This is a genomic window from Variovorax atrisoli 110B, assembly GCF_000382045.1.
Taxonomy (GTDB): Bacteria; Pseudomonadota; Gammaproteobacteria; order Burkholderiales; family Burkholderiaceae_C; genus Variovorax; species Variovorax atrisoli.
The window spans coordinates 185789-201853 of sequence record NZ_KB907454.1 but is presented as its reverse complement, the minus strand read 5'-3'; the positions used below and the strand labels follow the sequence as shown (position 1 = coordinate 201853).

Genomic DNA, 16065 nt, shown 5'->3' with positions numbered 1-16065 from the left:
TCACGCGTCGAAGCGCACGATGAGCTGGTTGCCGGTATAGGTCGGCGTGACCTTGAAGCCCGGCGCGTTGATTGCCGAGAACCGGCCCGTCAGGGTGCCGCTGCTGATGAGCGTGAGCGTGTCGCCGGCGCTGGGTGCGAAACCCGGCTTGAAGCTCAGGTTCAGCGTGCCGTCCACGGCGGCGACACCGGCCACGTTCAGCCGGCCGGCGCCGTTGGCGCCCAGGTTCAGCTGCAGCGTGGTGCCGGCCACCTGCGTGTAGGCACCGGCCATGGTGACCATCGAGGACGCGTTGCACACCAGCGTGCCGCCGCCCACGTAGACGTTGCCCGTGCCGAAGGCGGCGGCGGAGTCTGCCCGCAGCGTGCCTTCGGAGAGTTGCGTGCCGCCCGCGTAGCTGTTGCTGCCGCCGAGCGCCAGCGCGCCGCTGCCCTTCTTGGTCAGCTTGCCGGCGCCGGCGATGTTGTTGCGCCAGCTGTCGAGCGCATTGAAGCCGCCTCGGCCGGCATCCATGGTCACGACCACGTCGCCGTTGAAGGCGCCGTAACCGTCGGCCGCATCGAACAGGTTCAGCCGGCCCCAGCCCTCGGGGTCGTCCATCACCGGATAGCCCGATTGCACGGCTGTGGTCTTGAGCACCACGCGGCGCTGCATCGCGTCGAGGTAGGGCAGGCGCGTTTCGAGCAGCACCTCGGCACCCTTGGGCACGACCGCAGGCCTGGTGGTGTCGCCCACCGGCTTGAAGCCGAAGGTCAGCCGGCGCAGGTAGTCGGCCTTGCTCGCGGCATGGTCCGCGAAGCGGTCGGCGGTGGTGCCCTGCGAATGGGCGAAGTCGTTGAAGGCGACGGCATCGCTCGCGCCCACGGCGGCCATCAGCGCGCTCTGAGCCTGGGCGAAGGCTGCGGCCTTGCGCGCTGCGTTCGCGCCGGTGGCCAGGCTCGCGGCGGCCACGGCCTGCCCGTGCACGCGCCCGCCGACCACGTCCAGCGGCGAATGCATGCCCGCGAGGATGCGGTTCTCGCCGAGCTCGAGGCCGCGCGCCACCATCTCCTGGAAGCGCTGCGGCACGACATAGGCGGAGGCGATGGAGTCGCGCACCGCCTCTGCCGTGTGGCCGCTGATGAAGCCGCCGTCGATGGCAGGCGTGGGGTTCTTGGCGGGCTCCAGCGCGGGCACCACCTTCACGCTGCTGCTCCAGCGCCAGGGCCGCGCGTACTTGTAGAAGCGCTTGGCGGGCTCGGTGGAGCCGTTCTCGCCGATGTTCTTGAGCAGGTCGACCACCGTGCCGAAGCCCGGGTTGGCGGAACCGCCCACGCCGACGTCGTTGCCGCCGTCGCTGTAGAGCACCGTGGTGGCGTCCGCCGCGATGCCCGTGATCGTCGTGACCTGCTGCGTGGCCGCGCGCCAGGCGGTCGTGAGCGGGCCCATGCCGTCGCTGATGCTGTAGCCCTTGCCGCGGCGGTCGTCCAGGTAGGCGGCCAGTTCCTGCGCAGGGGTGCGCGCGTTGGTGGCGTCGACGACGTACTGGATGTTGCGGTTCAGCACGTTGGTGTTGAGCATCTTGCCGTCGGTGGCATCGCCGGGGATGCCGCTCCAGGTGGATGCGGTCACGGCCGGGAAGCTGCCCTGCGCGGGTGCCGAGACGCCCGCGTCCACCAGCAGCGTGCTGGGCTGCCAGAAGTCGAGGAAGCCCGCCACCACGCGCACGCCGGCATTGGTTTCCTTGGTCGCGAAGCGCGCATCGCCGCGCTGGTTGGTCGCCACGTTGTCGACGAAGGGCGGGACCGCGACCGCATCGGGCGCGGGCGCGGAGTCGGTGAAGCCCAGGTCCTTCGGCGGGCCGGCGACGGCCACGGCGGGCGGGTTGGCCGTGGCGGGCGGCGTGCCGGCGATCGGGAACGAGAAGCCGCCTTCCCCGCCGCCACCGCCGCAGGCCGAGAGGCACAGGGCTGCGACGAGGGTGATGGCGAAAGGACGGACGGGGGAAAGCAGATGGGGCATGAAGAAAAGAAAGGAGGAAAAAGAAGACGCGGCGCTGCACAAACAGCCGCCGCGGCCCCGGGAATCTAGGGATGCAAGAAGTCATCCTTGTGAATCGCCGCGAATTCCGCTGCATTGCACAGCCGAATTGACGGGCTTTTCCACGGGTCAGGCGCAGGTCAGATTGGCACCCTAATTGGCGCTCAATTCGATTTGCCGATTGCATGGAATATTGAGTCAATCGAGCCCAAATGCCTTGATTTCCGCGGCAATCAATTCACGGAATCATCATATTCGCCACATAAAGTCTGCGCCATCCGGCATTTGCAAATGCCGGAAAAAGAATTTGATCCATTCCGAATTCAATTACCATGTCAAAAAATTCATTTCCCGACAGGGAAGGCGCATATCTCGATCAATTGGCTCGCGTGCCGGAAAACAGACGCCGCGAATTGCTTAAGCTGATGCTGGCTGGCTCCGTCACTGGCGTGGCCACGGCTGCGCTGCCCGGTTGCGGTGGCGGAGGCAATGGCGGCGGCGCAGCCGCTTTCCCATTTCCCGCGACGGGTACGGGCAGCACGCCGGCCACCGGTTCGCCCGCCAGCGCACCGCCGCCCGCGGCACCGGGAACTCCGGCACAGAAAATCTCGAGCTTCACGATTTCGGTGCTGCCGGACACCCAGTTCTATCCGCGATATGCCTCGGAAAAGATGCACGGGCTCTATCAGAAGCTGTATGCCGGCATCGACCCGAAATTCGACAATCCATTCAAATCCCAGACGCAATGGATCGCGCAGAATGCCAGCCAGCTGAAAATGCCGTTCACGATCCACCTGGGCGATATCGTCGACCAGTCGTGGTACTACACGGCTGAAAACTCGGCACCGTGGAGCCCCACCACCGACCTCGTGGGCAATGGCCAGCTCGGCAACGGGCAGGTCACGAAGGAATGGGAGCTCGCGAGCCAGGCCATGCAGGTGCTCGAGGCCGCCAAGTGCCCCTATTCGATCTGCGCAGGCAACCATGACGTCGGGGCCATCAACTCGGACATGCAGTGGGGCCCCGACTGGGGCGTGGGCGTCACCGGATTCGCCAACGACGACGGCTACCAGGACGGCGGCAGCCACCGCGTCGGTCTGCTGGAGCCGTACCTCAAGGTCTTCCCGCCGGAGCGCGCGCAGCGGCAGGCGACCTTCGGCGGCAGGCATTCCTCGGGCTTTCACGAGTACCACGTCTTCCAGGCCGAGGGAAACAAGTTCCTCGTGCTCTCGATGTCGTGGCGCGCGTCCGACGACGCGATCGCCTGGGCCAACAAGGTGATCCAGGCCAACAGGACGATCCCCGTGATCCTGGTCAACCACCAGCTGGTGGGCATCGGCAGCGACGGCAAGACGGCCGCCGACACCGCCTACTCCAACTACCTGTGGGACAAGCTGATCAAGGACAACGACCAGATCTTCATGGCGGTCAGCGGCCACTACCACGGCTCGTGCGTCAGCACCAAGAAGAACTCGCGCGGCAACGACGTGCACCTGATGGTGGTGGACTACCAGATGGCCTACATGGGCGGCAACGGCCTCATGCGCATGTTCGAGTTCGACCTGACGAACAAGAAGATCGTCGCGAGCTCGTTCTCGCCCTGGGTGCCGCTGAAGCCGGCCGCGATGCTCAACGAGTTCGACGCCGCATGGCTGTCGGATTCGAACCAGTCGTTCACGCTGAACATCGACTTCGTCCAGCGCTTCGCCTCCTTCAACCCCGGCTTCTCCGTGCCCGCCGGCTCGTCGGACAGCAGCCTGACCGACGCGGCCAGGAAGCTCATCCTGACGAACTTCAGCCAGCCGCCGCAGAAGGCGGCCGCGCTGCCCAAGAGCCCCGACGACTACCCCAAGGTCGACAACACGCTCGCGCACTGGCGCTTCTTCAATGCATCGGCCGCGGAGGGCGATCTCTTTCCCTACCAGCCCGGGCAGCAGATCCAGGACAGCGCGCCCGGCGGCAAGAACCCGATCTCGGTCAACACCTGGGCGGGGCAGTCGGGCGACCTGGTCTGGTCGAAGAGCCATCATCCGCTGTCGGCCGCACCGGGAAGCCTGCGCTTCCTGAACGCGACGAATGCCGTCGGCGCCGTGAAGGCGAGGTTCTCCTACTTCACGACGGACCAGAACTCGGCGCTGAACGTCGAGACCTTCCAGAACGGCTACACGATCGAGGCATTCGTCTACATCGACCCGGGCTTCGACGCCACCAGGAACGGCTGGATGGGCATCATGTACCGCCTGGGCGCACAGTCGAACCTGCCGGGCTTCGGTTCGGGCGACGGCGACTGCGCCCTGATGTTCGCCTTCTCGAACCTGATGGAGTTCCAGTGGGAGATCGTTCCGGTGGGCCAGGCGACCAGCCTGCCCTGCTGGTCGGGCGGTGTGTCCGCCGGGCAGTGGCTGCACGTCGCCATCGTCAACGAGCCCTCGAAGTCCTACTCGACGACGATGTACGTCGAGGGCGCACCCGTGCTGCGCAACAACACGAACATGAAGGGCATCCAGTTCGTGTCGGCGACGCAGCAGGTCGCGATCGGTTGCGCCCAGTGGGCCGGCAACATGTCCACCGGCTTCCTCGGCAGCATCGGCGAGATCCGCATCGTCGGCGCACCGCTGAGCTCCGACAAGTGGCTGACGGCGCGCGCTGCCTGAAGCTCGCCGCGGGTCCTCAGCGGCCCGCGGACTTCGCGCTGGCCAGCTGCGACAGCGTGGCCGCGGCCAGCGCGCGCACGCCCACGCGCATCGCCGACTCGTCCACCTGGAACAGCGGCGAGTGGTTCACCGGCCCGTCCTTGTCGCCCATCGGCGAGGCGTTGAGCATCCAGAACACCACCGGCACGCCGGTCGAGCCGAATGCTCCGAAGTCTTCCGACCCCATGGAGGCGGGCATCTGGCTCACCTTCGAGGCACTGCCGGCGGCGGCGCCGAAGGCACCCACCAGCGAGAGCGTGGCCTGCGGGTCGTTCACCAGCACCTCGTAGCCGTCGCCGCTGTCGATCTTGACGTCGGCCTGCACGCCGTAGCTCGCCGCGATGCCGGTGGCGCGGCGACGGATCTCCTCTTGCGCGATCTTCTGGTTCGTCGCCGAAAGCGCGCGGATCGTGCCGGAGATCTCGGCCGTCTCGGGCAGCACGTTGAAGCGGTTGCCGCTTTGCAGCATGCCCGTGGTCACGATGGTCGGCCCACCGTCGATGGTGGGGTTGAGCCGGTGGCTCACGATGTTCTGCAGGCCGAGCACGGTCTCCGCCGCGGCCAGCATGGGCGTGTTCGAGGCCCACGGCGCGGCGCCGTGACCGCCGACGCCCTTGAACTTGATGTTGAACACGTCGATGCTGGCCAGCATCGGCCCTGGCCTGTAGCGGATCGCGCCGGCGGGCGCCTGGTTGCTGATGTGCTGTCCGAGCACCACGTCGACCTTCGGGTTGTCGAGCACGCCCTCGCGCACCATGGCCATGGCTCCGCTGGACTTGCCCAGGCCGGGGCCGATCTCCTCGGCCGGCTGGAAGATGAAGACCACCGTGCCGGCCAGCTGCCCGCGCAGCGAGGACAGCACCCTGGCCGCGCCCAGCAGCATGGCGACATGCGTGTCGTGGCCGCAGACGTGCGACACCGGAACCTGCTTGCCGAGCCAGTCGCCCTTTGCCGTGGACCGGAAAGGCAGGTCGTTGCGCTCCTCCACGGGCAGGGCGTCCATGTCCGCCCGCAGCGCCACCACCGGACCGGGCAGTGCGCCGCGCAGCACGGCCTTGATGCCCGTGCCTGCGATGCCGGTCCTGATCTCCACGCCGGGCATGCCGGCAAGGGCCTGGGCGATGTACTTGGCGGTGCCGGTCTCCTGGTACGCGAGTTCGGGGTTCTGGTGGATGTGCCGGCGCCATTCGACCACCTGCGGCTGCACGCCGTCGGACAGGGCCAGCGCCTGTGCGAGCAGCGAGGCGGAAGCGGCAGGCGTGACGGGTGCCGCGCCCTGCGCATGCGCACCGGCGAAGGCGGCTGCAAGGATGAATGCGCAAGCGTGGTGTCGAAACTTCATGGTGATTGCGAGAGTTGCTGGGTGGTTGGGCTGGATGGCACCTTGCCGAATCTATCGCCCGGTGGAGATCCGCTTCGTGCCGGGCTCCTGTGCAGAGTCACCGAGGAGACGCGCCGGCTTCATCGCGGCGAACGCGCCTGGGCGATCGACCGCCTGCGTCTGTACGCGCCTGCGGATGCACGCAGCGCTGCGACGACAATGCAGGCAGCCCGACGGATACTCCCGCCCGCGCTGGCGCCCCGACCGGCTCGCTGCCGGAGGTTTTCATGCTTGTTCCGCTGCTGCATCAGAGTGAAGATTCCGAAGTCCGTTGACCATGCCGACCGTGCTCCCGGTGCCTGCGGGCACGCATCGTAGAAGGCGCAGCCGGATGCGGATCGCCAATGTGCGCACAGCTTGTTTGCATCTCTTGAAATGAAGGCCCTCGACTCGCTGCGCATCTTCGTCACCACCCAGAGGAAGGGCAGCCTCTCGGCCGCGGCGCGCAGCCTCAGCCTCTCGCCGGCCACCATCTCGCGGCGCATCAGCGCGCTCGAGGAGGAACTGGGCGTGCAGCTGGTGGACCGCACCAGCCGCAACCTGCGGATGACCGAGGCGGGCCAGGCCTTCCTGGAGCGCGCCGAGGTCGTGCTCGAATCGATGGCCGAGGCCGAGCAGGCCGCACGCGACGCCCGCCAGCGGCCCGAGGGCCGGCTGCGGGTGCACTCGCGCACCCACATCGGGCTGCGGGTGGTGGCGCCGCTGCTGCCGCGATTCGCGCAGCTCTATCCGGACATCCAGGTGGAGATCGAGCTTTCGGAACACCCGGTCAACCTGGTGGAGCACGACTTCGACGTCGACATCCGCACCGGCGAATCGAACGACTCCGGCTTCGTGATCAAGCGGCTGCTGTCCAGCGACGAGGTGCTGGTGGCCAGCCCCGCCTTCGTGAAGACGTACTCGCGCATCAAGCACCCCACCGACCTGCCGAACGTTCGCTGCCTGACCTACAAACGCGAGCGCGAGGCCACCATCTGGAAGTACCTCGACGAAGCCGGCGAGCAGCAGGAGATCCCGATCCAGGGCGTGCTCAGCGCCAACAACGGCGAACTGCTGCGCCTGGCCGCGATCGGCGGCATGGGCATCGCGCTGCTGTCGGAAGCCACGGTGCGCGGCGACCTGCGTTCGGGCGCGCTGGTGCGGCTGCTGCCGGATTACCGCTTCGCGGTGCGGGCCTACTCCAACGGCATCTTCGCCGTCTTCCGCCAGAACCGCACCCTGCCGCTGAAGGTGCGCGCCTTCGTCGACTTCGTGGCCGAGGCGCTGAAGGACGAAGGGCAGCGCTAGCGCCTGTCGGCACCCGGCGCCTGGCGCCGCCCATTCCAGGCGGCATCGCGACGCCGCGTGCAAAGCTGCTTTTCACACCCTGCAGCGCTGCCTCGCCGCCCGCCATCTAGACTGGTCCGCGAGTCCAATGGGGACCAGAACCAGGAGACAACGTGAGCTTCCGCAACATCATCGTGGGGCTGGCGATCGGCGCGAGCACGCTCGGCAGCGCCTTCGCGCAGCAAGTCACGCGCATCGTCGTGCCCTTCGCCGCCGGCGGCGGCACCGACCAGTACTGCCGCATCCTCGCGCAGGAACTCAACAAGCAGGGGTTGAACGTCATCATCGAGAACAAGCCCGGCGCCAGCGGCATCCTCGCGGCCGACTACGTCGCGCGCGCCAGGCCCGACGGGCACACCGTGCTCGTCTCCTCGCTGGGCACGCTGGCGAGCAACAGCGTGCTCTACGACAAGTTGCCCTACGACCCGGCGAAGGACTTCGCATCGGTCACGCAGATCGCCTACCAGCCGGCCATCATCGTCGGGCGCACCGACCTGCCCTACAAGAGCATCAAGGAGATGGTCGCCTACGCCAAGCAGAATCCGGGCAAGATCAACCGCGCCTCACCGGGCGCGGCCATCCTCACCAACCTGGCGCCCACCGCCTTCGAGAAGGCCCAGGGTTTCAGCACCACCCACATCCCGTTCAACGGCGACGCCCCCGCGCTGCAGGCGCTGCTCGGCAGCCAGATCGACATCCACGGCACCTCCATCACCGGGGCGCTGCCCTACGTGAAGGCCGGCAAGCTGCGCGTGCTCGGCGTGATGGACGGCAAGCGCCTGCCCCAGGTGCCCGATGCCCCCACCTTCAAGGAGCAGGGCTACGACATGGAGGCCACGCTGTGGTATTCGCTGTCGGTGCCTGCGGGCACGCCGAAGGCGGCGATCGAGCGGCTCAACAAGGCCGTCAACCAGGTGATCGCCGACCCCGACTTCGTGACGCGCGCCCGCGCCATCGGCATGGAGCCGCGCGGCGGCAGCCCCGAGGACCTCGACAGGTTCGTCAAGGCCGAGTCGGACCGCTGGCTGCCGGTGCTGCAGAGCCTGAACCTGCCCAAGCAGTCGAACTGATCGACGTCTCCCGGAAGGGCGCGGCGCGTTGCCCGCGCCCTTCGTTCTTCCTTCGTTCTTTCTTCCCCGAATCTCCCGCCCCGCATGAACCACCCCTCTCCGCTGCCGCTGACCGGCGTCCGCGTCCTGGATCTCTCCCGCGTCATGGCCGGGCCGCTGTGCGCGATGGCGCTGGCGGACCTCGGCGCCGAGGTCATCAAGGTGGAGCATCCCGAGCGCGGCGACGACACGCGCGACTGGGGCGTGCGCATCGGCAGCCACAACACCTCCTACTTCAACAGCTGCAACCGCAACAAGCGCTCGATCTGCGTCGACCTGCAGGCCGAGGAAGGCCGCGACCTCGTGCGTGAGCTGGCCACGAAATGCGACGTGGTGATCCAGAACTTCAAGTACGGCGGCGCGCAGAAGATGGGCCTGGGCTACGACGACCTGAAGAAGGTCAACCCGGCGATCGTCTACTGCTCGATCTCGGGCTACCCGGTGCTCGGCCCCGAGAAGGCCCGCCCCGGCTACGACCTCGTGATCCAGGGCGAGACCGGGCTGATGGCGATGAACGGCGAGGAAGGCCAGGGGCCGCTGAAGTTCGGCGTCGCCGCGGTCGACATGTTCACCGGCATGTACGCGGCGCAGGCGATCCTGGCGGTGCTGTACGCGCGCACGCGCACCGGCGAGGGACGCCACATCCAGATGTCGCTGTACGACAGCGGCATGATGATCACGTCCTACTACGGACTGACCGCCTGGCTGAACAAGCGCGATCCGGCCAAGTTCGGCAACTCGCATCCCTCGATCGTTCCGTATGGCGTGTTCGACGCCGCGGACGGGCCAGTGGTGATCGCGGTGGGCAACAACAGCCAGTTCCGCAAGTTCTGCGAGGAAGTGATCTTCTGCCCCGAGCTGCCGCTCGACCCCCGCTTCGAGAAGAACACCGAACGCTCGAAGAACCGCGGCGAACTCCTGCCGCTCCTGCTCGCGCAGATCCGCAAGCACGCGAGGGCCGACCTCATCGAGCGCATGGAGCGCGCGGGCATTCCCTGCGGCGAGGTGCTGGGTCTCTACGAGGCCCTGCAGTCGCAGCGCACGCGTCAGGCCCAGGTCTGGCACGAGTTCGAGGACACGGAAGCGGGCACGCAGGCCGTGCATGCGCCGCCCTACGTCATCGACGGCACGCGCGCCGGCGTTCGACACCCGCCACCGCACCTGGGCGAACACACGGCCGAGGTGCTCGGCGAGCTGCTGGGCGTGACCCGCGAGCGGCTGCAGGCGCTCGGCGAGAAGAAGGTCGTCCGCTAGCGCGGCATCGCGTCGGCGGTGCGCGCCCGCCCCCTTTGTCGTCCAGCCGGAAGCCCGCCGCGGCGCGCCGTCCCGTCAGCCAGGTCGACAAGGGCCTCGTCGGCGCGCTCGACCATCCCCGGCCCGAGGCTCAGCCTCAGCCTCGGCGATGCCCTGCGGGTGGAATCAGGGGAAGTAGCAGGTGCGAGTCGTAGCGTCCGCCGGCGAGGATGGTGTTCTCGCCGCGGAAGACGTCCGGCCGTCGGTCCTGCGGATCGGTATGCAGGAATGGGCCGGACCCCTTGCGCGGACCTGCCGCGCCTTCGCGCTCGAAGTCCTGCGCATCGATCCTGAGCGCCAGGCGGTACCCGCGCGGCAACACGATGGAAGTGGGCCAGACCTCGATCTCCAGTCGATAGTCCTCGCCCGGTGTGAGCGGCTCGACCTCCGTGTGCGTGTGGAATGGCTGCCCCGGCCGCGAGCGTTGGGGGTCCGTCTTGCGATGCGACGCTCTCAGCCACCCCTGAGCGATCGGCACCTGCGGATCGGTCGCTCCCCGGAAGAGCACTTCCCTGCCCTCCGGGTCGTAGGCACGCAGGGTGACGAAGAGATCCATGTCCTCCGTGCTGGACCGAACCCAAAGCACCAGCGCGACAGGTCCCGTGAATTCCGTCTGCGCCTCCATGGGCGCACTCAGGAACTCCACGCCACGCCCCGGCGCCCGGTAAGTCGCAAAAGCGATGGCACCGAGCGGTTCGGGCGCCAAGGCGCGGCGTCCCGCGTCGAGGTACATGCGCGTCCACTGCGTGCGGGCGATGGGCCATTCGTGTTCGGATCGCTGCTCGAACCGGTCGGGATGGCGCACCTCCAGCATCACGGGCGGCTGCGCGTCCCAGCCGTTGGACTCGCCTTTGAGGAACCTGTCGAAGAAGCGCTTCTGCAGCTGCACGTACTCGGGCAGGTAGAACGACTCCCAGTGCGTCCCGCCATGCATCTGCAGCCACTTCTGCCGCGAGCCGGCGCCCATGAAGCCCTGCACGTTGCCGCGAAGGTGCAGTCCCATCCCGCCCCAGTTGCCGGCGGACAGCACCGGCACCTCGATGTCCGCGAGCTTCGCCGTCCGGGCGTCGTACCAGCCATCGATCAACGGATGCGACCGGAACTCCTCGATGACGTCCACACGGTTGCCGCGAAGCGTGTCTTCATCCAGGGCCGTGCCCGTGCTCGTCCCACCCGTTTCCCGATCGATGTAGGGGCTGCCGGAATTGCCGTTCTGCACCGACAGGATCTGCTTGGGAAACCAGTACTCGAAGAAGAAGTTGCCGAAGATTCCCCCGTGGTGGCTGGCGTCTCGATACAGGTCGCTGGCCCCCTCCCACGGACAGATGGCGGCCAGATGGGCGGGACGGCGCGCGGCGACCTGCCACTGGTTCATCGCGTAGTAGGAGATGCCCAGCAGCCCGACCTTGCCGTTCGACCATTCCTGCGTACCGGCCCACTCGATGCATTCGGCATAGTCGTCCGTCTCCTGCGGTGACCAGGCCCAGAGCTTGCCGGGCGACTCCCCGGCGCCGCGGCTGTCGACGACCACGATCGCATAGCCCCACGGAATCCAGCGCTCCGGGTCGGCCACCTCCCAGCGCAGGTACCTGCCCGAACTGCCTTCGGTGTCGATGCCCGGGTACAGCCGCTTGAGCTCGTCCCATTGCGGCTTGAAGGCATCCTCGAAATGCGCGTCCTTGCCATAGGGCCCGTGCGTCATGAGAACAGGTGCGGGCACACCATCGTCGGGCCTGAACACATTGGCCCTGAGCACCGTGCCATCGCTCAGGCGGATGGGTACGTTCTTTTCGAAGATCATTTTCCCGTCTCTTCCTTTTTCATTGGAACAGCGCCACTGCGCGCGTCCACCCCGCCGAGCCGCCGCGGACCTTCGCCGGGAAGCAGGACACGAAGAATCCGTCCGCGGGCAGGGCTTCGAGGTTGTGCAGCTTCTCCAGATGGCAGTAGCCGATGTCGCGGCCCGCCTTGTGGCCTTCCCAGATCACCGCCGGGTTCTTGTCGCGGCCATAGCGCTCTGCGGTGTATTGAAAAGGGGCATCCCAGCTCCAGGCGTCCGTGCCGGTCACACGCACGCCGCGTTCCAGGAGATACATGGTCGCGTCGTAGCCCATGCCGCAACCCGACTGCACGAAATCGGATCGACCGTAGCGACTGCCGGCACGCGTGTTGATCATCACGATCTCCAGCGGCTGCAGCGTGTGGCCGACGCGCCGCAGTTCCGCCTCGACGTCCGCGGCCTGCACTACGTAGCCATCCTCGAAGTGCCTGAAATCCAGCTTCACGCCAGGCTGCAGGCACCATTCGAGCGGCACCTGGTCGATGGTGATCGCGGGCTCCCCGCGATTCATCGTCGAGGCGAAATGCCAGGGGGCATCGAGGTGCGTGCCGTTGTGCGTGCTGAGCTCGACCTTCTCGACCGCCCATGCCTCGCCGTCGGGCAGATCCTCCGGCTTCAGCCCCGGGAAGAACTGGGCCAGGCGGCCGAAGCTCTGCGAGTGGTCCATGTAGTGGATCCTGGGAGCGAAGGCCGGCGGATCGGAGATCACGTCGTTCTCCAGGAAGATGGAAAGGTCCACGATCTTCTTGAACATCACGAATCCATTTCGATGCCGAGGGGAGGAAGGATGCGCTGATAGCGCGCAAACTCCTTCTCCAGATAGGCCTTGAATTGCTGCGGCGGCATGCCCGAGACCTGGTTGCCGAACGTCACCATCTTGGCCTTGAAGCCCGGGTCTGCCAGTGTCTTCGAGACGCCGGCGTACAGGGCGGCCAGCACGTCGGGCGACATGTTCGGCGGCGCAAGCATCCCGATCCATGCGGGGATGTCGATGTCCGGCATTCCCAGCTCCGCGAAGGTGGGCACGTTGGGCAGCGTATCCGCGCGCTGCGCGCCGGTGATCGCGAGCGCCCTGATCTTGCCGGCGTCGATGTACTGCATCACCGACGATGGCGCGATGAAGGACACATCGACCACACCGCTGATCAGGTCCGTCAGCGGTGTGCCCTTGTAGGGCACGTGGATCAGCTCGATGCCCGCCTGCTTCGCGAAGAGGGCCCCCACCACGTGCGTGGTGTTGCCGTTGCCGGCCGAGGCGTAGCTGAAACTGCCCGGCTGCTTCTTCGCGGCCGCGATGAAGTCGGCCAGCGAGTGGAATGGCCCGGTCGCCCTGTGCAGCAGAGCGAAACCGTAGGTCGTGTAGACCATCGACAAGGGAGTGAAACCCTCGATCGGGTGGTAGGGCAGCTTCTTCATCAGCACGCCGTTGGTCAGATGTCCGCCGGTCGTCCACAGCACGACCGAGCCGTCGGGCTTCGCGCGCGAAACCTCGGCCGCACCGATGGTCGTTGCCGCCCCGGGCCTGTTGTCGACGATGCAGGTGCGGCCCGTCACCTTCTGGTAGGTGTCGGCAAAGATGCGCGTCAATCCGTCCAGGGCACCTCCCGCGGGAAACGGCATCACGATCCTGAGCATTTCAGGCAGGGGCGTTGCGGCTTTCACCAATGGCGCCGCGAGCGTGGCCGCAGCGCCGGCGAGGACCGTTCTTCTACTCAACATGGGTTTGTCTCCTGAGGCGCCGCCTGCTGCGATGTGCTCGCCAGGTTCGGCCACAGGCAAATTCTAGACAAATAAAACGCTTGTTTCAATCGGTCGTTTTTTCAGTGACTGAATTCCAATCGCACGATTCAAACGACTGATTGATCGGATGTCTTCCCGTCCCGAAGTGATGCAGAATCGGCCAAGGACGCCATGCGCCGCATCGCGGCTGCCGGCACCAGACTTCTTTCCCTCCCCTCCGTGGACATGCCAGGACGACCGCCCCCCTCACCCGATCGCCTCACCCAGCAAAAGATCATCGATTCGGCGCTGGCGCTGTATGCCGAGAAAGGCATCGACGGCGTTCCCGTCAGGGCCCTGACGAGCCACGCCGGTGTCAATGTCGCTGCAATCCACTACCACTTCGGCGGCACGGAAGCGCTGGCGGAGGCCGTCTTCGGAGAGCTCTCCGCGCGCGTCAACAAGCGCCGCATACGCGCCCTGGAAGAAATCATTTCGGCTGCGAAGGCGGCGGGCCGCAAGCCGGATGTGGAGAACATCGTGTCCACGTTCGTGGACCCTTATGTCGGCCCCGATGCCGCCACCGAGGGCCAGTTGCTCGCGCAATTGATCCTCAAGCATCGCCTGTCGCCGTCGCCCATGACCGAGCGCGTGATCAAGAAACACTTCGATCCGATGGCGAAGCAGTTCGTCGCGGCGCTGCACGACGCGATGCCGGAGATCCCGATGGAGCTGATGTACCTGCGCTACATGCTGATGGTCAGCACCGTCGTTCTCTCATTGAGCGACAGGGGAAGAACCAACCGCCTGCAGCGCCTCTCGGGAAGCAAGGCCACGGCGCCCGATGGTCAGGCCGTGCGAACGGCGCTCGTCGACTTCATCGTGGGGGGCATGCGCGCGCCTGCGTCCAGATAGGGCCGCATCCATCGGCACATGCGGCCCGCTACGCAGCGAGGCCGCAATAGCCAGGGTGGCGCCGCCACTCGAAGCGAACGGCTCGTCGACGCGTCTGCGCCATGTCGGCGCACCAGTTGACGCGAGAGAGCAGGCCACCTCGGCCCCGGCCGCCTGTCTTTTCAGCGGCCCGCCGTGCGCCATGCCTCGCTGCGCTGGGCGAACCGCGCCGCCCACTCCTGCGCCGGCATGAAGCTCGGGTCGGAGCGCACCACCCGCTCGGTCTGGGCCCAGATCGCCTCGTCGGCATCTTCCAGGTCCAGCGGATCGCCGTGCGGCTGGCTCACGTACCACGGCGTGTCGAGGTAGACCTCGACCGTGTTGTCTTCCGGGTCCATGCAGTAGATCGACAGTGCGTTGCCGTGGTTCAGGCCACGCATCTTCGTCGCGCCCAGCGACAGTGCGCGGCGGCGCGCCTCCCGCAGATGGTCGATGGTGGCGACCTTGAACGACAGCTGCATCACGGTGCTCGGCGCTTCGGGCGCGCGGCCGCCGGCAAGCACCAGCTGGTGGTGCTGGTCATCCCGCCCGCTCAGGAAGACGAGCTCGTAGCGGAAGGTGCCGCCGACGCCGCGGTCGGTTTCCTGCATGTCGAACACGCCGGTGTAGAAGCGCTTCATCACGGCGAGGTCGCGGCAGAAGATGCCGCAGTGCGAGAGATTGGGAATGTAGGGAGCGGTCACGATGGGCCTCGGGAGTGTTCGTTGGAGCGCGCGCCGGTTCAGGGGGCGAGGACCAGCTTGCCGAGCGAGCCGCCGCTGTCCAGCAGCTCGTGCGCGCGTCGCGCCTCGGCCAGCGGCATGCGGGTTGCGCGTGGGGCGCGCACCTTGCCCGCCGCCATGAGGGCGATGGCTTCTTCCATGAGTCCGCGGCGGTGCGCGACGTCGCTGTCGACGGTGTGGATCGAGAAGGTGCGGATCGCCAGGCTCTTGCCGAGCAGCTTGCGCAGCTCGTCGAAGACATCGCTCGCGGGCGGCCCCGAGAGGATGTTGTACGACACCGCCATGCCGAAGGGCGCCAGCGAGCGCAGGCACGCGATGAAGAGCGCCCCGCCGACATGGTCGAACGCGAGGTCCGCGCCGCGCCCGTCGGTCAGCGCCATCACGCGCTCGGGCAGCGTCGCGGGATCGCCGTCGATGACCTCGCTCACGCCGTTCTCCAGCGCGAAGGCGCGCTTCTCGTGCGACGAGGCGGTGCCGATCACGCGCAGGCCGCGCGCACGCGCGACCTGCGCCAGCGCGGTCGCGACACCGCCTGCCGCACCCGGCACGAGGATGGTCCGTGCCGGCAGGTTGCCGTTGCTCGCCAGCAGCGCGATGGCGAGCTGGAAGTTGCCCAGGCTCACCGCGTCGTCGAAGCCCAGCGCCGATGGCAGAACGAACGGGGCCTGCTCGCTCACGCAGATGTGCTCCGCATAGCAGCCTCCGCGCTGCGCGAGTTCGCGCGCGCTGACGAGCACGCGATCGCCCACCGACAAGCGGGTGACGCCCGCGCCGACGGCATCGACCGTTCCCGCCATCTCGTTGCCGGGAATGGCTGGCAGCGGCGGCATCCACTTGTAGGTGCCGTTGCGGATGAGCACGTCCGGCCCGCCCGCGCCGATCGCCGCGGCCCTGACGCGCACCTGGCCCGGCGCCGGCTCGGGCAGCGGCAGCTCGACCAGCCGCAGGACTTCGGGGCCGCCGGTCTCGGACAGCTGCACGGCGCGCATGGTGTGAAGGCCCGCCATGT

Annotated in this window: 12 protein-coding genes; 5 read left to right on the top strand and 7 right to left on the bottom strand. The window is 67.3% G+C overall.

Features of this window, described 5'->3' with window-relative positions:
* Complete coding sequence (locus G369_RS0116995; protein ID WP_019655220.1) at positions 1 to 2001, bottom strand: phosphatase PAP2 family protein; 2001 nt, start codon at positions 1999 to 2001, stop codon at positions 1 to 3.
* 443 nt (positions 2002 to 2444) lie between these two features.
* Between G369_RS0116995 and G369_RS0116990 the strand changes: the two genes are divergently transcribed.
* Positions 2445 to 4673: a LamG-like jellyroll fold domain-containing protein gene (locus G369_RS0116990; protein WP_019655219.1), complete on the top strand. Its 2229-nt coding sequence runs from the start codon at positions 2445 to 2447 to the stop codon at positions 4671 to 4673.
* 16 nt (positions 4674 to 4689) lie between these two features.
* Here G369_RS0116990 and G369_RS0116985 read toward each other — a convergent pair whose 3' ends face one another.
* Complete coding sequence (locus tag G369_RS0116985; protein ID WP_019655218.1) at positions 4690 to 6054, bottom strand: M20 metallopeptidase family protein; 1365 nt, start codon at positions 6052 to 6054, stop codon at positions 4690 to 4692.
* Positions 6055 to 6468: 414 nt separating this feature from the next.
* Here G369_RS0116985 and G369_RS0116980 point away from each other — a divergent pair, with 414 nt between their 5' ends.
* From G369_RS0116980 to G369_RS0116970, 3 genes are all read left to right on the top strand, one after another.
* Entirely contained in the window at positions 6469 to 7380 is a 912-nt protein-coding gene (locus G369_RS0116980; RefSeq protein WP_019655217.1) for a LysR family transcriptional regulator, read from the top strand.
* Between the two features lie 152 nt (positions 7381 to 7532).
* Positions 7533 to 8489 (top strand): Bug family tripartite tricarboxylate transporter substrate binding protein, encoded by a 957-nt coding sequence (locus G369_RS0116975; RefSeq protein WP_019655216.1) that lies wholly within the window; start codon positions 7533 to 7535, stop codon positions 8487 to 8489.
* Positions 8490 to 8573: 84 nt separating this feature from the next.
* Positions 8574 to 9782: a CaiB/BaiF CoA transferase family protein gene (locus G369_RS0116970; RefSeq protein ID WP_019655215.1), complete on the top strand. Its 1209-nt coding sequence runs from the start codon at positions 8574 to 8576 to the stop codon at positions 9780 to 9782.
* Positions 9783 to 9918: 136 nt separating this feature from the next.
* On the opposite strand, the gene G369_RS0116965 is transcribed toward G369_RS0116970, so the two are convergent.
* The 3 genes from G369_RS0116965 to G369_RS0116955 are packed head-to-tail and all read right to left on the bottom strand — an operon-like array spanning position 9919 to position 13434.
* Positions 9919 to 11622 carry a CocE/NonD family hydrolase gene (locus tag G369_RS0116965; protein WP_019655213.1) on the bottom strand — a complete coding sequence of 568 codons (1704 nt, stop codon included), beginning with the start codon at positions 11620 to 11622 and terminating at the stop codon, positions 9919 to 9921.
* Positions 11623 to 11641: 19 nt separating this feature from the next.
* Positions 11642 to 12415, bottom strand: coding sequence for a cyclase family protein (locus G369_RS0116960; protein WP_019655212.1), 774 nt, complete (start codon positions 12413 to 12415; stop codon positions 11642 to 11644).
* Positions 12415 to 13434 (bottom strand): tripartite tricarboxylate transporter substrate binding protein, encoded by a 1020-nt coding sequence (locus tag G369_RS0116955; protein ID WP_157773708.1) that lies wholly within the window; start codon positions 13432 to 13434, stop codon positions 12415 to 12417. Before G369_RS0116955 ends, G369_RS0116960 begins: the two co-directional genes overlap by 1 nt.
* Before the next feature lie 138 nt (positions 13435 to 13572).
* Between G369_RS0116955 and G369_RS37125 the strand changes: the two genes are divergently transcribed.
* Positions 13573 to 14295, top strand: coding sequence for a TetR/AcrR family transcriptional regulator (locus G369_RS37125; RefSeq protein WP_020723113.1), 723 nt, complete (start codon positions 13573 to 13575; stop codon positions 14293 to 14295).
* Positions 14296 to 14456: 161 nt separating this feature from the next.
* Here the strand turns inward: G369_RS37125 and G369_RS0116945 are convergent, their stop codons facing one another.
* The gene (locus tag G369_RS0116945; protein ID WP_019655209.1) at positions 14457 to 15017 is read right to left on the bottom strand and encodes a VOC family protein; all 561 of its coding nucleotides are present in this window, start codon (positions 15015 to 15017) and stop codon (positions 14457 to 14459) included.
* Between the two features lie 38 nt (positions 15018 to 15055).
* Positions 15056 to 16063 carry a zinc-dependent alcohol dehydrogenase family protein gene (locus G369_RS0116940; RefSeq protein ID WP_019655208.1) on the bottom strand — a complete coding sequence of 336 codons (1008 nt, stop codon included), beginning with the start codon at positions 16061 to 16063 and terminating at the stop codon, positions 15056 to 15058.
* Positions 16064 to 16065 lie beyond the last annotated feature (2 nt).

What these genes read in the sequence shown, in the direction of transcription:
- G369_RS0116970 (WP_019655215.1), top strand. Translation starts at nt 8,574, where the DNA reads ATGAACCACCCCTCTCCGCTGCCGCTGACCGGCGTCCGCGTCCTGGAT.
- G369_RS0116985 (WP_019655218.1), bottom strand. Translation starts at nt 6,054, where the DNA reads ATGAAGTTTCGACACCACGCTTGCGCATTCATCCTTGCAGCCGCCTTC.
- G369_RS0116940 (WP_019655208.1), bottom strand. Translation starts at nt 16,063, where the DNA reads ATGGCGGGCCTTCACACCATGCGCGCCGTGCAGCTGTCCGAGACCGGC.
- G369_RS0116980 (WP_019655217.1), top strand. Translation starts at nt 6,469, where the DNA reads ATGAAGGCCCTCGACTCGCTGCGCATCTTCGTCACCACCCAGAGGAAG.
- G369_RS0116995 (WP_019655220.1), bottom strand. Translation starts at nt 2,001, where the DNA reads ATGCCCCATCTGCTTTCCCCCGTCCGTCCTTTCGCCATCACCCTCGTC.
- G369_RS0116965 (WP_019655213.1), bottom strand. Translation starts at nt 11,622, where the DNA reads ATGATCTTCGAAAAGAACGTACCCATCCGCCTGAGCGATGGCACGGTG.
- G369_RS0116990 (WP_019655219.1), top strand. Translation starts at nt 2,445, where the DNA reads ATGCTGGCTGGCTCCGTCACTGGCGTGGCCACGGCTGCGCTGCCCGGT.
- G369_RS0116960 (WP_019655212.1), bottom strand. Translation starts at nt 12,415, where the DNA reads ATGTTCAAGAAGATCGTGGACCTTTCCATCTTCCTGGAGAACGACGTG.
- G369_RS37125 (WP_020723113.1), top strand. Translation starts at nt 13,573, where the DNA reads ATGCGCCGCATCGCGGCTGCCGGCACCAGACTTCTTTCCCTCCCCTCC.